The sequence below is a fragment of the Bacteroides intestinalis DSM 17393 genome (assembly GCF_000172175.1).
GTDB lineage: Bacteria > Bacteroidota > Bacteroidia > Bacteroidales > Bacteroidaceae > Bacteroides > Bacteroides intestinalis.
Map to the genome: position 1 here is coordinate 1,962,927 of NZ_ABJL02000008.1, position 17,256 is coordinate 1,980,182.

The window sequence follows — 17,256 nt, forward strand, 5'->3', positions numbered from 1 at the left end:
TCTTATTAAAGATAGATGTTTATTGTTTTTTTAACCATTTCTCCACTTTAGCCACCATCGGGATCTCATAATAATACATCCAGTCGCTATTGTTTGTTTTGGCTGCTAAATGATTATGTCCGTTCATATCTAAAACATATCCATCAGGATTCTGCATAAAACGTGTTTTGGAATACACTTCCTCCAAGCATTTGCGCATCACTCTAAAGTAAGTACACTCATCACAAACTCTTTGTAAGGCAGCTTTTCTGTCTGTTTCACTATCGGCGGTATCATATCTATGCAATGCTAGCAACAGACGTGTAGAATAATTCTGCAGATAATTGATTTGTTCATAGACATCCAGTGTATAACGACCACGCAAAGCATATATTTTTGCAGACTTCACCCCTCTATCTATCCTTATAAACCTTTTAGCCTCCTGAAATGCTTTATCAATCTTTTCCTTATACATACGACTCCACTCCCCAGGTTTACCACTGTCAGGAAGTTCAATTAGACTAATCAGTGTATGAGGAACACCCGATGCAGGGTTACGACATCCAGCCACGGCTAGTGCCCCATCATAAAAATAAAGAGCTTCTTCCAGTTCATCTAGAAACTGCATACGCCGATCGGTAGAGCGAAAACCAAATTCACGTTGTGCATGTGCCTTTTTAAACTCTTCTACTGTACGTCCTTCTGGATTCCAGCCAAACTCTCCTTGTGCAATATAACCACGCCATACAGTTTCCAAATGTGGAGAGCCATCATCCCAACTTGTAGCCAAAATTCCTTCTAATTGATTCTGTGCTACCAAACGACTAAATCCCTTAATATAGCCAGCTTTGGTATCTTCACGAGGCAATACAGGTGAGTTACCCGAAGAAGCAGCCGTTGCAGCCATCACACGAAGCCCCTTATCATGATACCACTTTAATATACGTTGATGTCCTGGCCTGGTAGCATCACGATAATTCCAACGCATATAAACGCAATCTTTAGGAAACAGGTCTATCACACTATCCAATTTCTGAGTATCCCAGTGGAGATCATCCGTATCATTATCCCCATGAGCCATATCCCACAGACCACCATATTTCAAAGGCATATCATCCCAAAAGATAGGAATACGCCCATTACTCTTAGCAAAATCACAGACCTTACGCAACCATCCCATTTGAAGTTCAAAAGCACTTTTATCAGTTGCTTTACAACGCTCATCAATTCCGATAGCCATTGTTTCGTCACCACCGACATGTAGAAAACGTCCATAAGGCATAGCCTCTAGCGCATCACGATAAAGATCAAATTGGAATTCATAAGTTTTGGGATTAGTAGGACAAAACTCCCAATCACTGGACGGATTCTCACGTAATTCCCAATGATGTTTCAAGATGAAGCCTGCATGTCCTAATCCTTGTACCAAAGGGGATATTTCTACATTCCTTTCTTGAGCATAACGGCAGATAGCCTGCATTTCTTGTTTACTGATAGCATTCCCAGCAGCCACCTCAGGTCGACGAGTATACCTCAGTTTATCCTCAAGTTCCCAAATAACAGCATTTATTTTATATCGTGCCAAGCGATCAATGGCACGATAATAATATTCCGTTCGGTCTAAATGATGTTTGACATCAAAATGAACAGCACGATAGGATATAGCCGGATAATCCGTTATCGTCATCTCTGGAATAGGTATACGAAAATCCCTACTATCTTCCATTAGTTGTTCAAGTGTCTGGCAACCATAAAAAAGCCCCTTCATTGTTTTAGCAGATATAACAACCTTATTTGCAAAGACTTCCAACAAATATCCTTCCTCAGAATCTGGGACATTTTCCAGCGAAATCCTTAGGATAAGAGGAGTCCCCTCTTTAGCTGCATATGGCAAACCATTCAATAAAGTCCCCACAACCGGAACAGATGCTCCATTTTCAGTCTTTATATAAGTTAGTTCTCTATAATCCAACCCTTTCCCACCTTTCAATTTTACGTCTTGGGGTTTGGGAATAATCTGAAATGCTTCTTTCTGCTCTTTCTGAAATATCTCTATAGTATTCTTCGAAAACAAATGTTCAGCAAACAACAAAGTAAAAATAAAGAGGAATATTCTCATAAAATAACTATTTATTTGTCAATACAATACTAACTGGATAATGGTCGGAAATTCCTTCCAAACGTTCGACTACCCCCAATATACACCGATGCATCAATGAGGGAGAAACCAAAATATAGTCCAAACGCGAACGCAAATCTGGTAGTCGCTCATCTTCCACTTTCCAACGATAACGGAAAGCAGAAGGATGTGTCATCCGTTTTTCAGCCGGACGTACCAAACGTCCAATCGGATCATCCATTCCAGCAGCCAAAAATGATGAAATAACAGACAAGTCGAATTTTCCATCATTCAAATTATTATAAGCTGGTCGAGAAGCATCCCCCCGTTTAATATTTCTAATCCATGTTTTATGAGTTATTATCTCGTCAGCATCCAATGGAGATATTGCATTGAAATCTCCTGCCACAAAATAATCTTCCAGTTTCAAGCTATCCACATAGCTAATAATCATTTTAGCCTCCTTTTGACGAAATTTCCAGTCGAAAGGACTCAGATGAGTGGCTATCACATCAATCCCTGCTGTACGTACATGCAACATTCCATGCCAGAATCCTTCCATACGCCTGCATACTACTTCAATAGGTGTTTTAGACATAACCCCCAACGGATACCCATCCTCTTTCTGTAAAGCTGTATGCATATAACCACATAGATTTCCTAAAATCTCCAAATCATGAGCTTTAAATCCCACTAATTCTGTAAGCACCAAGATATCAGCCTCATTTTCCTTAGCCCACTCCACAAATCTTTCATATCGTAAGGAGTCTTTATCAAAACCGTCCCAAATATTATAAGACGTAATTTTGGTCTCTTGCCCACTTACCGAAAGGGAAATACCCCAAAATAAAAATAATAATAAAAACTTCGGTAATCTTATTTGTTTCATAATATATATTCTATTTTAAGTGTCCTTTTTTCACATCCAAAGTTCGAGGAATCCACACACGATACCTCACTTGCTTATCCCAAGTGTTGCCTGCTGATGCAAAATCGCAAAAAGAAATGTTGCGGTACATGCCAACTCCTTCCAAATCTGTACCGACGGTTACCGGCACCTTCAAACGCATCCATGCAAAGCCAGGAACCGAATCCACCTCCGCCTTCACAATGCCGTCTTCACTGTCAACAACTAAAGTCTCATCCACAAAACCGTCATTGAATCGACTGTCACGTGCCAACACAATCGGCCCCCTGACTATAGCTTGCATCTGATTTTGTTCCAATAACCTGGCAGGCATATCCAGAATAATTTGAATATGATCTCCTTTCTTCCATTTGCGAGTAATAGCATGATAAGTTCCGGGACAAATATCTTTCAATTCTTCTCCGTTCAAAGTAATTACGGTCTGTGCACTCCAAACCGGTACACGCAAGTGTAAACCAAAAACATTCTCCTTTGTAACATCTATCGTAATATCTATCACATTTGACACAGGATATGTAGTATGTTGTTTGACAAGAACCTTATTATGTCCATTTTCCAAAGAAGCGGACATGTCTCCATAATAGTTTACATAAACTTCATTTCCCATTTTTTTTACTGCAAAATCGGGTATCAGTGCAAAAGCTCTCGGACCATTGGCATTACAACAATTAATATGCATACCACACTGTTCTTCTCCTTCGCAACGATGCCCTTCCATGGGACTGTACTTTGCAATTTGAGAAGCATCATCCTTCAGGGCAGCCATTAATGCATTATAAAGGCTTTTCTCAATCTGGTCCGCATAAAAAGGATTTCCGGTCAGCGCCAGCAATTTGTCACACAATTGTATCCAAGTAAACGTAACACAGGTTTCCATCGTATGATACGTAGGGGAAGTTTGATATTTTCGTCCGCTATACCAAGATTCAAAAGCACTCCCCGAACCGGCTACGTTAATTTCAGTATTTGCTATATCATTCACCGTTTTCTGCACAGCATCCAAATATGCGGCATTGTGCGTCACCTTGTAAAGTTCAAGCAAACCAATATAACAGGACATCATTTCATAAGCCTTTTGTCCATTTTCAGGCGAGAACCAGTCGAAAGGATGTGGAAAACGAGCTGCAACAGGTACTCCGTTAATTGCTTTCGTTATAAGCTGTGGTCCTTCAGGTGTTTCCCATTGAGCAACGATATATTTAGCAAACTGCAAATATTTATAGTCGCCGGTATACTTATATAAATACATTACCGGCTCGAGAATGGAACTGCTTGCCATTCCATAGTAATTGCCTGTGGTTACAATATTCGTTCCACCTTCTCCAACTTGGGTCATCAAATGGTCTATAACTCTGCATGCTGCATTCAGCGCTTGTTTTTCTCCTGAAATTTCATACCAAGAAAGCAATCCCAATGTAGTATATTTCCGTCCCCAAATGTCCCAACTTTTAAGTTGGGCATCCAGGCGATAATTTCCTATATATCCATCTGGTTGTTGAGTACTTATTATGTCATCCACACTCTTTTTAATCTTGGCATATAGCGCCACACTATGATTATAACGATAGGAAGCAATCGCTCCTTGCACCCACTTACCCCAAAATTCCGTCTGCCACGATGCCGTATCATTTTTCGTCCGAAAAGGAGCAGTCAAATGATCAACATCCTGCAACTGTACACGAGTCCTTATACAATCCTCTATGCGCCCCCCTACATATCCTCCAATCTGCACACTCTCCATCTTCAACTTTGTCTGAGCATAAAGTGACGAAGTGAATAAAAAAAACAATATTATCAGTTTCTTCATATAAAAAACATATCATTATTTAAAAATCATATTTCTCACTTCCATTTGCACATTGGCAACACTTCCGAAATCTAGTCTCAAATGATCTCCCGCATTGCCCCAACCGGCCTTTTTAATTATAGCCGAATAATCATAAGAAAATGTAGTCCATTCTTTAGCGGCAGGTACCGTTACTACTTGCTGATAAGGTCCGGGTGCTTGTCCACGGGGCATAAAGAAAATCTGAAAACTCATCTTCTTAGTAGATTTATAACGAAATACGAGCGTAGTACCTCTCGGTTGCTGTGCCAGTTTTGTATAGACATAAGGATCATTGCCTGACGTCATTATTGTATACTCGTTCTTCATCGGAGTATTATAAGTCAATGTCATCATATTGAGAGTTCCATAATAAGAAGAAAGTATATATTCAGCACCCGGTATAACTTGATCTTCCTGCGTTAGTAATGGAGTAATTGTCACTGTTTGAGAAGCAGATTGGTTACCATCCTCCTTATTTACAGCATAAATCGTAATGTCAACGGGTTTCTCAATAGCCAAATTGGTAATGTTTTCCGATTTTGTTTCCGTTGCATCAAATCTGACTTCCTGTTCTTTATGAGTTTTATCAATATAATTCAACACCAATTCCACCCCTACATTCGTCTCATTAGTCCAACTAACAGTAGCACCTTCACTAATGGGCTCCACATTCACAGTACTAATTACATAATCCTTCGCTTCACTCTTATCTTTGGGTATTCCCTTCACAGTTATCGGTTCTGAAACAGTACCATCATACCCACAAGCAACCAGTGTAAACTCATATTCATCAATGTCAGTAAAACCTCCAACAATAGCTCTCACTCTCTTGGGGTCCTCAGGAGCAGTACTAAACTTACTTATTTTCTTTTTCAGCACCTTGCCTTCTTTGGTTTGGTAAGATACTAACGTATAGTAATAATTATCATTTTCCGGTTTGTCCCAACTAAAAATGACAGAAGCAACAAAAGGCTCGCACTGGGCATTGCGGATAGGTTCTAAAGAAATAAGATTCTCATGAGCATCATCACATCCCCATACCCCAAAAGATATGAATATCAGAAACAATATATGTTTTTTCATACAAAATATTTCATTTTTAAATTATACAATAAGTTTTTACCAATTTGGATTCTGCCAGTTTTCACCGGTAAATTTCTGCATTTTAGAAACTTCAGACTGTTTAATAGGATAAAGCAGATATTTCTCAGCACTCGTACTTCGAGAAGGTAACTTAATGCGTTCATAAGAAAAGCCATTGCCAGAACGTGTAATTTTCATACCAGTAACAAAACCATCTGTCTCAGAAAGTATCTTCCAACGACGTACATCAAAATAACGATGTCCCTCAAAAGCCAGCTCTACACGGCGCTCGTTACGGTAGCGTATTTCAAACTGATCTTTAGTCAATCCCTCTGGCAAAGCAGGCATACCTACACGTTCTCTCACTTTATTCACCGCTTCCCGAGCTGTCATACCTGAAACCTCAACGTCAAGACCAGCACTCTGGTAAGCCGCTTCAGCAAAATTTAAATAAAGTTCGGCCAAACGGAAAATACGTACAAAACCATCGGCACTAGTAGAAGTATTTGATTTATAATTATTGTATTTCCGCAGATAATATCCTGTACGAGTGTAACGTACATCAGTTACTTTTTCAGAAATGCCACAATTACCACCTACGTAAGTTTCCACTTTCTTGGCTGTATTATCCAAATAGCGAGTAGCACCATTATAGTAAATGGAAGCATAAAAACGTGGGTCCCTATTTTCATACGGATACTCTGGATCATAAGAAGATGCCGTATTAAGAATAGGACGCAAATGTTCAGCATCCTGATAACCCAAGATAGGCTGTGTACCATCTATCATCTCGTAACAGTCCACCAATTCTTGTGAGGGACAAGAGCCTGCCAATTCCATACCTTCTTGCATAGGAGTACCGGCATATTTCCAAATAGCAAGCCGCTTGGTAGATTCCAAAATAGTCTCTTTATCCATAGAACGACTAGGATCAGAACGGGTAATGAAATAATTTTCATAAACATTTTGTGCCAATGTCGGATCAGGCACAATGGAATAAAGTTCCAAGCCATGGGATAAACATTGATCAAGTGCATTTTTAGTTATCTGTGCTGCCTTCTCCCATGTATATGAACTATTTCCTCCACCATTAAATAAAGGACTTGCGGCATAAAGAGCAGTCTCTGACTCTATAGCATAAGCTACGGCACGTGTCAATTGCCCACGTTGTCCATCATCTATCTGCCAACGAAAACCGACAGTAGATCCCTCAGACTCTGCAGTTTTCAGAGCCTCCTCACATTCTGAGATGATAAAATCAGCACATTCCTCAAATGTGGCACGCCTATCAGATGAAAAATCATGGGTTACTTCATAAGGTGTATCCATCAAAGGTACTCCACCGTAGAGCTTAACAAGTTGTAAATAATAAAAAGCACGTGCTACACGCACCTGAGCAATCCATCCATTTTTCTCTACAACATCAAAGTGATAGGTAGCTACTTTAGGATCATTAATATTGATCAAGAATGTATTGCACCGGCGTATTCCCTCAAAATAATGACTCCATGGATCCATACAATAAGAAGTCATAGGGTTATACTCCGGAGTGGTATATCCTTTATACCAATCGGAAACAATGCCACTTTGTGCGTCGGAAGCATCATGAGCTTCATCACAAAAAGATGCTAAAAAAGGCATCACACTTGTCCCATAATCCAAAGAAACTTTGGGCATATAGTTAATACAGTTACTATAGTAGCTGACTGTTCGCTCATAACGTCCGAAAATGTCTTGCATAGCCACACGTCCGTCATTGTCAATATCAAGGTCGGCACACGAAAAAGCTGTAAATACTACAGCAATCGCCGTAAATAATTTCGCTATTTTTTTCATATTCTATAGCTGATTAAAAAGTAAGATTTACTCCAAAATTAAAAACTCTGTATTGCTGAAAGGTTCCCAAATTTGCAATTTCCGGATCAATATACTTGGAACGCATATTGTCAATTGTAAAAAGGTTCTGTCCGGAAAGAGAAATACGGATTCTCTGTGCCATTACTTTCTGTGAGATATGCACAGGTAAAGTATAAGCAATTTCAGCATTCTTTAGCCGTAAATAAGAGGCATCCATAATAAAGAAGCTATTAGGCTGATGATTCGTGGATTCCTTTAATGAAAGTGCAGGATAAGTTATTGTTTCTCCATTGTTCCAGCGTTCTTCAGTCCAGGCATTCAAATGTATATCATTAAAAACACCCTGATAGGCCGATTCGTAAGCTCCTACTCCTTCAATGACAGTAGTAACTTTACCTGCTCCCTGGAACATAAAGTTTAATTCCCAGTTTTTAAACCTCAATCCACCGGAAAGGTTGTAATATTGACGAGGATATTTACTATATCCAACAGGAGCTTTATCCTTTTCATCAATTACTTTATCTCCGTTCAAGTCTTTATAAATAAAATCGCCCACACGAGGGGTTCCAAAAGCATAGCTCAAGCCACTTTTTTCCAACTCGTCCCTAAAGTTAAACATACCATTACCGTTACTATAATCTATAATATATCCCCAATATTGTCCACGACTATAACCTTGTGTCTTATAAGGATAAGTATAGCCTACGTTTTCGGCTTCCATTACGTCAATCACTTTATTTTTGTTATAACTGAAAGCTCCTCCCAGATAGAATGACCAGTGCTTGTTTAACAACTTACTATACATGGCAGAAAGTTCAAATCCTTGATTTTCCATACGCCCTTTGTTCAGTTTTGGGTAATTCTCCAAAGCAATACCTTGATATTCGGGTACTAATTCCCCACTGCTGACAAGCATATTGTCACAAATGGATTTATACCAGTCAAAAGATACAGTAAGCCCCTTGAAAAACCCTAAATCAAAACCATAGTTTTGTTTTTTCATCTTCTCGGCTGAAAGCAAAGGATTTCCTTTCAAACCTTCATTACCTTTTACGTCCATATAATCTTCATAGAGCATTCGTGCATTTCCCAATTGGTCATTAGCTGTCACTCCATAAGAAATACGCAGTTTCAAAAGGTCTAGCCATCGCAAATGTTTCAAAAATTTTTCATCCGATACAATCCATGAAACAGAAATGGACGGAGTAACCATGTAGCGATGATTCGGATGAAACTGCTCGGAACCGGAATAGCCCAAATCCGCTTTCACAAAATAACGTTCTTTATACCCGTAAGTAGCACTTCCACCTATACTTCTGCGTTTATAAGGCAGCATCTGTGCACCTTGTAAACTTTCGGTCTCCAGTTGCTGATAAAAAATATAAGCCAAAGCAGAAATACTATGTGCACCAAACATATGATTATAATTGGCATTAGCATAAAGATTCAAATTATAGTAGGATGTAGAATTTTTAGCATATTGCAAAGCCGAATTTGTATTGGTACCTTTCAATATAAAATTCAAGTCAGTCGGATCACCATTCATCACATAACGTTCAAAATCCTGTGTAGTTTTTGTCTGATTGGCTGAATTAGTCTGATATGCCATCAGTCCTGTCACACTAAGACCTTTCACTAACATTCCTAAATCGGCTGTCAGTCCTGCCTGAGCATTAATATTTGTTACAAGATTCTTTATATATCCCGATCTGTTCAACATTCCGTAAACCGGTGTCTTTTCACTATCATGAGTAACAACCTGACCACCATTCTCCAGAAGATTACCATCAGCATCAATACTAGGCGTTAAAGGACCATACATCGTTGGCGGGAGATTAAAAATATGATTATAAATATCTGCATTCGCATAACCAGTAGTTTTATTTAAGTTAATATTACCACTCAAACGCATAAAACCACTCAAATAATCATTAATCTTCACATCTATATTAGATCGGAAATTAAAGCGGTCATTCTTGGGAGTCGGGTCATACTTAGTAGTCGCTTCATCAGCAGTCTTGAAAGGCAATGATTGATGCATATAGTTTATGTTAGAGTAGTAGCATACCCGTTCGTTTCCTCCTCGCACACTTACTCCAGCTCTAGTCATCCACGTTACAGGTCGTATGAATTGATCATACCAATTATTATCAGGATATGCAACATTGTCCCCTCGTTCATAATGCTCCATCTGTTCTTTCGTAAACTGTGAATACGAACCAAGTCCATCGTTTACTCCAGCCTCATTTCTCATCCGGGTATAGTTGGCTGCATTCACAAAAAGAGGTTTACGTGTAGTCTGCTGTAATGATTGGTCAAAACTCACATTAACTTTTGCTTTTCCTACCAGGCCTCGCTTAGTCTTAATAGAAATCACTCCATTAGCACCTTGTATTCCATAAATCGCAGTAGTGGAAGCATCTTTCAAAACAGTAACAGATTCTATTTCATCCGGTGTAATATAAACATAGTTCACATTAGGACTAATTACACCATCTATAAGAATCAACGGCTTAACTCCGTTAATGGTAGAAAGCCCCCGTACCAACAAAGTAATAGCATTAGAGGTAGAACTCTTGGTACCCTGTCCCAACTCAGCATCTTTTTCCATAGTAATCATCCCGGAGAATCGTCCAGCAAAAGTTTTTCCCAAGTTCGATTCGGGAGATTTGTCCAATACTTCTCCACTAACGGTGGACACTGCACCAGTCAATGCACGCCGGGAAACAGTAAGATATCCTAAATCTATTTTTTCATCCAAAATTTCAGAACTCCCTTGTAAAACTATATTTTTTTCACGAGCAGCTCTTTCTACGGAAATCTTTCTATTTACAAACCCTACATACGAAACTGTGAGATATTTACTTCCATCTTTAAGTTCAATATTATAAGCACCATTTTGATCTGTTAAGAATTCATCCCCGTCTTTTTCTGATTTTATCTGTACTCCAGGTAAAGGATTACCTGTCTCATCCAATACAACTCCTTTTAATTGTACCGGTACAATTATCTCGTGTGCTGCAAGTTGAGGAATACAAAGACCTAAATATCCGCAAGCCAGCCATATTGCAATTTTATTTTTCATGCAAATCATTATTTAATACTTTTCAAGGTTATTATACTTTTCCTTATTATATTACCATCCGGGATTTTGCCATTTATCTCCGGTCACTGCTTCCATACGATTTACCTCATCTTGGGGAAGTGGCAGTAGCAAATCTCTATTCTGAGCACCTCCGCGCTCTTTGGTCCAAATATTGTAACGCTCATAAGCAAATGTTCCATCCTCTTTTGGGGTGATCTTCATACCGGTGAGCCATGTACAAGTCTCACGTAAATCTCCATCTGTTTTCTGCCACCGACGCAAATCAAAATAACGTATTTCTTCCCAAGCTAATTCTACACGACGCTCGTTCTTTATACGAAGCAATAGTTCATCTTTATTCAAACCTACCGGTAAAGCTGGCATTCCTACTCTATCACGCACAACATCAGCCGCAGCTTTTGCTTCAGCCATATGTCCACTCTCAGCCGCAGCTTCGGCTAAATTCAGGTAAATTTCAGCTAAACGGAAAAACTTCCATGGTATCAAACTTCCCTGATTAGTGGCACTCATTTTAGGAACCACCGTTTTACAATGATAATATCCTGTACGTGAACGAGTACGATCACTTGGGTCTAAGCTTATATGATGCCTACCACCTTCATAAATATCCACGTTCCATATTTTTCCATTATCCCAAACAATCTGATCACCATTACACAAAGCTGTTTCGTGTAAACGCGGATCACGATTCACATATGGATTATTAGGATCATATAATGTATTGTTGATATTATAATTAGGTTGTAAATGTCGTTCATCCAAATAAGGTTTATTCAAATTCAATACTGGTTGTCCATCTAGTGTTTCAAATGCATCGACTAGTTCCTGTGTGGGGCACGTTGCACATTTAAACGTATTATCCATGCCACAGCCAATATAACCAATGTGCCAGATATGATGCTGTATAGATCCCATAGTTCCAGTTTTAGCATGCTGCCAAATGGTTTCTTTATCACGTGGTGTAACAGCATAATCGGCAGCAGAAGCTACGATTTGTCTGAATGCCGCTCCTTTTCCATCACCATATGTATTGATATCAGTACATGTCGTAAAAAGTTCATAACCATTCTCTGTCAACGCCTTTAAAGCTGCTGCATTTATTTGGTATGCTTCTTCCCAATAATCATTTCCTTCATTGAAAAGAGGACTTGCCGCTACCAGACTCATACGCGATTTAATAGCCCAAGCCAAAGCTTTAGTAGTGCGCATTGCTTCAGATTTGGTAGTTACTCTCCACGGCAACTCAGCGCAAGCAATGCCTGCATCACAATCCTTTATGATAAATTCAACTACCTCATGAACGGGTAAACGTTTTAAGCCAGAAAAGTCTGCATCAAAAGCAGCAGTAGTTTCCAATACCGGAATCTTTCCAAACCAACGAACTAGTTCTGAATAGAAGAAAGCGCGCAACACACGTGCTTCTGCTCTATAACGTTCGCGTTCTTGTTCACTATTAACAGCTGCATTATCAATAATTTCCAAGAATTGATTGCATAAGTATATTTGATTCCATGATTTAGCCCAATAAGCCCCATTATTACTTGACGATTCGCCACTCATATCACGTACCGGATGAGAACTTGCATTTCCTACTCCGTTATATATTTTGGCTATTCGAGTATTCTGCCCATCATCAGAACTCCATCCATCATCACTAGCAGCAACGAGCAACGTTTCAAAGTGATGACTGGTATATCCTTTTAGTGGAACATTATTATAACAAGAGTTCAGCAAAGCTCCCACTTTATTCGGATCTGCCACAATCTCTTCCATCGTCAATGAACCATCAGGAGCTATATCTAGCACATCTACACAAGAAGAAAACAATCCAATCGTGGTAAACAAAGACAATATAATTACATTTAATTTCATACTGTTCTATTTTTCATTATACTTAAAATGTTACATTGGCACCAAAACTCACCATCTTAGTCACAGGATATGCAGTCTCACTGCTTTGTTCCGGATCAATGGAATTAAGTTTCATCTTTTTAAAGGTCAGTAAATTATTTCCACTAACATATATTCGCAATTTCTGAATTTTTATCTTTTCCAAGAGCAGCTTAGGTAATGTATACCCCAACTCTATATTTTTCAATCGCAAGAATGAACGATCCATGACAAAAAAATCATTTGCTGTCATACTGGTAGTTGTATTAGCACTCAGTGCAGGATACTCAATTTTTCTCCCACTATTATAGCGTTCTGCCGTCCATGCATTCAGATGATAACCTGTATAAAATCCAACCAAACCGATCTCTGTCACACCGAAATTTGAATAATACTTAGAAACTTTAGCCACACCTGAAAAAAGAAAGGAGAAGTCTAAATTTCGCCAAGACAAGTTTCCTGAAAAGCCATAAGTTATACGTGGAATATTACTATATTTAATTGGTGATATATCTTCCGGATCAATGTCTCCGTCACCATTCACATCTTTATAAAGAAGATCACCCATACGGGGAGTACCAATCTTATATGTTTTCTTTGCCCACTCCAATTCTTCTACAGTATTGATGTATCCATTACCGTTAGAGTAATCTATCTTATAACCGAAAATCTGCCCTATACTATATCCTGTTTTACGATAAGGATAAGCATATTCCTCTGGCAAACAGGTTTCATCAATGTAGTCAATTTTATTTTTATTATAAGAAAAATTTCCTTTTACTCCAAATGAGAAATCTTTATTAAGTTTCCTATTATAACCTACCTCCAATTCAAATCCACTGTTGTGAACCATTCCCATATTCACTTTAGGTAATGCACTTAACGGTAATCCTTGTAATTCCGGAACCGTACTGCGTTGAATCAAGATATCTTCTCTTCTTTCACGAAAATAATCAAAAGAAAAAGAGAGCTCATTAAACAATTGAATATCTACCCCATAATTCTGTTTATAAGCTATTTCCCAGCCTACATCCGGATTTCCCTTTTTATTGATACTAATAGACTGTCCACGTCCTAAAGAAGGTATAACGCCACTCGCCATTTGTATATCATCCAAATAAAGAAAACGATTACTTCCCAATTGGTCATTACCTACTTTCCCATAAGAAGCACGTAATTTCAGATTAGTAATAGTCTTGTTTTTTTCCAAAAAACGTTCATTACTAACGACCCATCCGGCAGAGAACGCAGGGAAGAAACCGAAACGTTTCTTTTTGGCAAACTGTTCAGAACCGTTATACCCCAGATTTACTTCCATTAGATATTTCATATTATAGGCGTAAGTAGCACGTGCAGAAATTCCCAACATATTGTAAGGTAGATCAGCAGCATATTGTTGCCAACTGTCACGCTGCACCAATGCCATACCAGTCACACGATGTAATCCAAAATCACGTTCATAATTAATTGAATATTGAAGATTCAGATAATAGTTGGTACTTGCAGTCTTGGACAAATTAAGGGCATCGTTCTGATTGGACTGAATTTCGGTATAGTAACATCTATCATCTGGAGTGGTGGCCACGTGTACATCGTATTGATCATACAAACGTACTCCTTGACGAATAGTACGACTTTTAGTATCAAAAGCAGCCATAATTTTGGTACTCAGACCTTTCGTAATGAAATCCAACCCCCAATCCAAAGTAACAGATGAATTCAGATTAGAATTAGTCTGCTGACGGTATCCACGACGATTCAAGTCACCATAAATATTACGCCCACCTGTACCCGGCTGCGCAATGACCTCACCACCTGGTACCGGTGTGCCATCTTCTAACGTATAGCCTTCTGCTGTTAATGAACCAGGCTGTGTAGATGGTATGGACCAAATGTATGACATAGACTGTGCCACCATACTTGTTGTACTGGTATTACTGCCAAAAAGGTCTTTGGTCTGCGGACTATTCACTTTTTCTAAATAAGAAGCCAAGTTTAAAGAGAGTTTCAAGTTCTTGGCAATCTTATAATCTACATTAGCACGGAAATTATATCGGTCATTGCTGAATGCAGGATCATAACTCAACCGTTCCGTAGACTCAGTTTTTAATTGTCCTCCTTGTCCCATATAAGCTGCATTCAGAAAATAGGTTAGTTTGTCATTACCACCACTTAGATTTATGTTTACTTTTGTTTGTGGTGCCCACTTACGAAAGAACTCGCTCTGTACATCACGATCAGGATAAAACACGCGATCCTTTCCATTGCGATACATGTCTATCATATAATCTGTAAAAGGAAGATTATCCGCACTGGTTCCATCGTTCAAGAAAGCCTGATTACGCAACTCTGCAAATTCCCAAGAATGCACACGTGTAGGAGTAGTAATAAACCTCTGCAAACTATAATTGACCGATACACTGAGCTGTGACTTTCCGGCTTCTCCACGGCGTGTAGTTACCATTATCACGCCATTAGCACCACGCACTCCGAATACAGCCGTCGCAGAAGCATCTTTCAAGATAGATACAGACTGAATTTCATTAGGATCCAGCATACCAATATCTTCGCGAGGTACCCCGTCTATCAAAATTAAGGGTGATTGACCATTGGTGGTACTCACCCCACGCAAATAAATAGCTACATCATCTACACCAGGTTGCCCGGATGTCTGCAAAGCAGTCAGACCAGGTAGCCTTCCTGCTAAAGCAGTAGAAAGATTGGCAGCGGAATTTTGGGTAAGTTCAGCTGTTTGTACTGAAGCTACAGCCCCCGTAACAGTCACTTTCTTTTGTGAACCATAACCGACAACCACCACTTCTTCTAACGTTTGTGCATCTTCTATCAGCACTATGTGCAATTCTTTATCCGTATTTTTCACTATCACATTTTGGGTGATATATCCTATATAAGAGACTTTCAATTCTACAGGAGCCAAAACGTTCACAGAAAAATTTCCGTCTACATCAGTTATTGTTCCAGTGGCTGAATCAACAACAATATTAACCCCGATCAAGGGAATTCCATCCTTATCAACAACACGTCCTTTCAAAGGCGAATTTTGTTGCTGAAGCATATCAATCCTTTCTATTAAAGTAGAATTGTTTGCATAGCCATAGTTGGAAAACAGAGAGAGGGCAGCAATCAATAAAATAAAGCTGCTTCCATACCTAACAAATTTTACATTTTTCTTTTTATCCATAAGAGTAATACTTGTGCGTTCTTTATAGTTTTTTTTAGAGAGAGAAATTCAAGATGTCATGATCTGATTATGCTTCCGACATCCACAAATAAATTCATAGTTTCTTTAGAAAAAATCATGTGTTCCATAATACATTTTATTTAAGTTTATACTAAGTCTTAAGACACGACAAAAGTAGACTTAGCATATAAAATATCGTTTCACTCTTGTAACATTATATAGCAATAAGGTAACTACAAGCATATTTCTGTTCATATTACCACTTATTTTCCCTTATTTCATAGACTTTTTTTCTTATAATATCCAAAGAACCGATAATAAGATAATATTCATAATCCATCACCGAATTTTTCTTCAGTCTTTCCACGCGTAAAGGAGCAATATAAGAAGTTGCACTGCTCAATGCATCTCCTTCTAAATCATTTCCATACCTACCAGCCAAAAAACGGGTAGCAGAAGGAGTATAAACACCTACCCCCCACAAAGAATCATCCACAAAAGCCATCCAGCATTCAGAGGCATCATCATAAGCTCCCCAGAAGTGTTCTGGATCATTTAATATCAATTGCTTCACCTCGGTTTGTCTGACAGATGCATTTGTAAACGGAGCACTACCAAAATAAGAATACAAATTCTTTAAAGCAGAAATAAGATATACGGCTGGAATCTCCTGATCCCTCTTCACTCCCTCTCCATAAATAGAATCAGTGCGTTGACATACGAGTTTGTTTCTCACCTTTATAACATTCCCTTTCAAAGTAGTCCATTGTTCCATTACTGCTTCTGCAGGACAATCGGCCATATCCCACAGCATAGGAACGCATTTGATGTATAAACTATTACCAGTCTTTTTATAGTCTAATATTTGCGCTCTGTTACACGCATAATCTCCAACTTGAATAGGATTCCAAGGCCAAGGTGACCACATCGGAGATTGTCCATCCTTTTGTCGATTTAAATCCCGTCCTGCATAATAAGCCTGCTGAATATAACGCCCTTCATCATGAATATTCACCAAATTTCGCGTTTCTGTCGCCCGAGAAATATAATATATAGCTCCTCCTCTCATTAAATCCTGCTTAATACATATTTCATCATTACTCAATCCAAATTCTTCATGTTCTGCCCCTTCTTTTTCTTTCGTATTATTACCTGGAGTCCATCTGCAAGAAAGTAGACAAAAGACTAATAGACAAACAATTATTAATTTATTTTTTTTCATATTTTTATTGATTTTTTATTTGTTAGCACCTCTTATTTACAC

The 17,256-nt window shown here is 38.7% G+C and carries 9 protein-coding genes; all 9 read right to left on the bottom strand.

The genetic code is table 11. The features are described from left to right. Positions 1-19: 19 nt before the first annotated feature. The 9 genes from BACINT_RS17260 to BACINT_RS23385 all read right to left on the bottom strand — a co-directional run bounded on the left by BACINT_RS17260 (position 20) and on the right by BACINT_RS23385 (position 17,214). A complete protein-coding gene (locus BACINT_RS17260) occupies positions 20-2,098 on the bottom strand; it encodes a beta-N-acetylhexosaminidase (protein WP_007665369.1) in 2,079 nt (692 codons plus the stop codon). A 7-nt stretch (positions 2,099-2,105) separates the two neighbouring features. Continuing rightward, positions 2,106-2,987 (bottom strand): endonuclease/exonuclease/phosphatase family protein, encoded by an 882-nt coding sequence (locus BACINT_RS17265; protein ID WP_007665375.1) that lies wholly within the window; start codon positions 2,985-2,987, stop codon positions 2,106-2,108. A gap of 10 nt (positions 2,988-2,997) precedes the next feature. Next, positions 2,998-4,833: a beta-L-arabinofuranosidase domain-containing protein gene (locus BACINT_RS17270; protein WP_007665378.1), complete on the bottom strand. Its 1,836-nt coding sequence runs from the start codon at positions 4,831-4,833 to the stop codon at positions 2,998-3,000. A gap of 15 nt (positions 4,834-4,848) precedes the next feature. Then, on the bottom strand, positions 4,849-5,937 hold the full coding sequence (locus BACINT_RS17275; protein WP_007665384.1) for a DUF4959 domain-containing protein: 1,089 nt from the start codon (positions 5,935-5,937) through the stop codon (positions 4,849-4,851). Positions 5,938-5,973: 36 nt separating this feature from the next. Next, a complete protein-coding gene (locus BACINT_RS17280; protein WP_007665387.1) occupies positions 5,974-7,773 on the bottom strand; it encodes a RagB/SusD family nutrient uptake outer membrane protein in 1,800 nt (599 codons plus the stop codon). Between the two features lie 13 nt (positions 7,774-7,786). Then, the gene (locus BACINT_RS17285; protein WP_007665390.1) at positions 7,787-10,879 is read right to left on the bottom strand and encodes a SusC/RagA family TonB-linked outer membrane protein; all 3,093 of its coding nucleotides are present in this window, start codon (positions 10,877-10,879) and stop codon (positions 7,787-7,789) included. 51 nt (positions 10,880-10,930) lie between these two features. Then, positions 10,931-12,745, bottom strand: coding sequence for a RagB/SusD family nutrient uptake outer membrane protein (locus BACINT_RS17290; RefSeq protein WP_232288777.1), 1,815 nt, complete (start codon positions 12,743-12,745; stop codon positions 10,931-10,933). Positions 12,746-12,794: 49 nt separating this feature from the next. Next, on the bottom strand, positions 12,795-15,992 hold the full coding sequence (locus tag BACINT_RS17295) for a SusC/RagA family TonB-linked outer membrane protein (RefSeq protein ID WP_007665392.1): 3,198 nt from the start codon (positions 15,990-15,992) through the stop codon (positions 12,795-12,797). Between the two features lie 256 nt (positions 15,993-16,248). Then, a complete protein-coding gene (locus BACINT_RS23385; RefSeq protein WP_007665393.1) occupies positions 16,249-17,214 on the bottom strand; it encodes a hypothetical protein in 966 nt (321 codons plus the stop codon). Between the last annotated feature and the right edge of the window lie 42 nt (positions 17,215-17,256).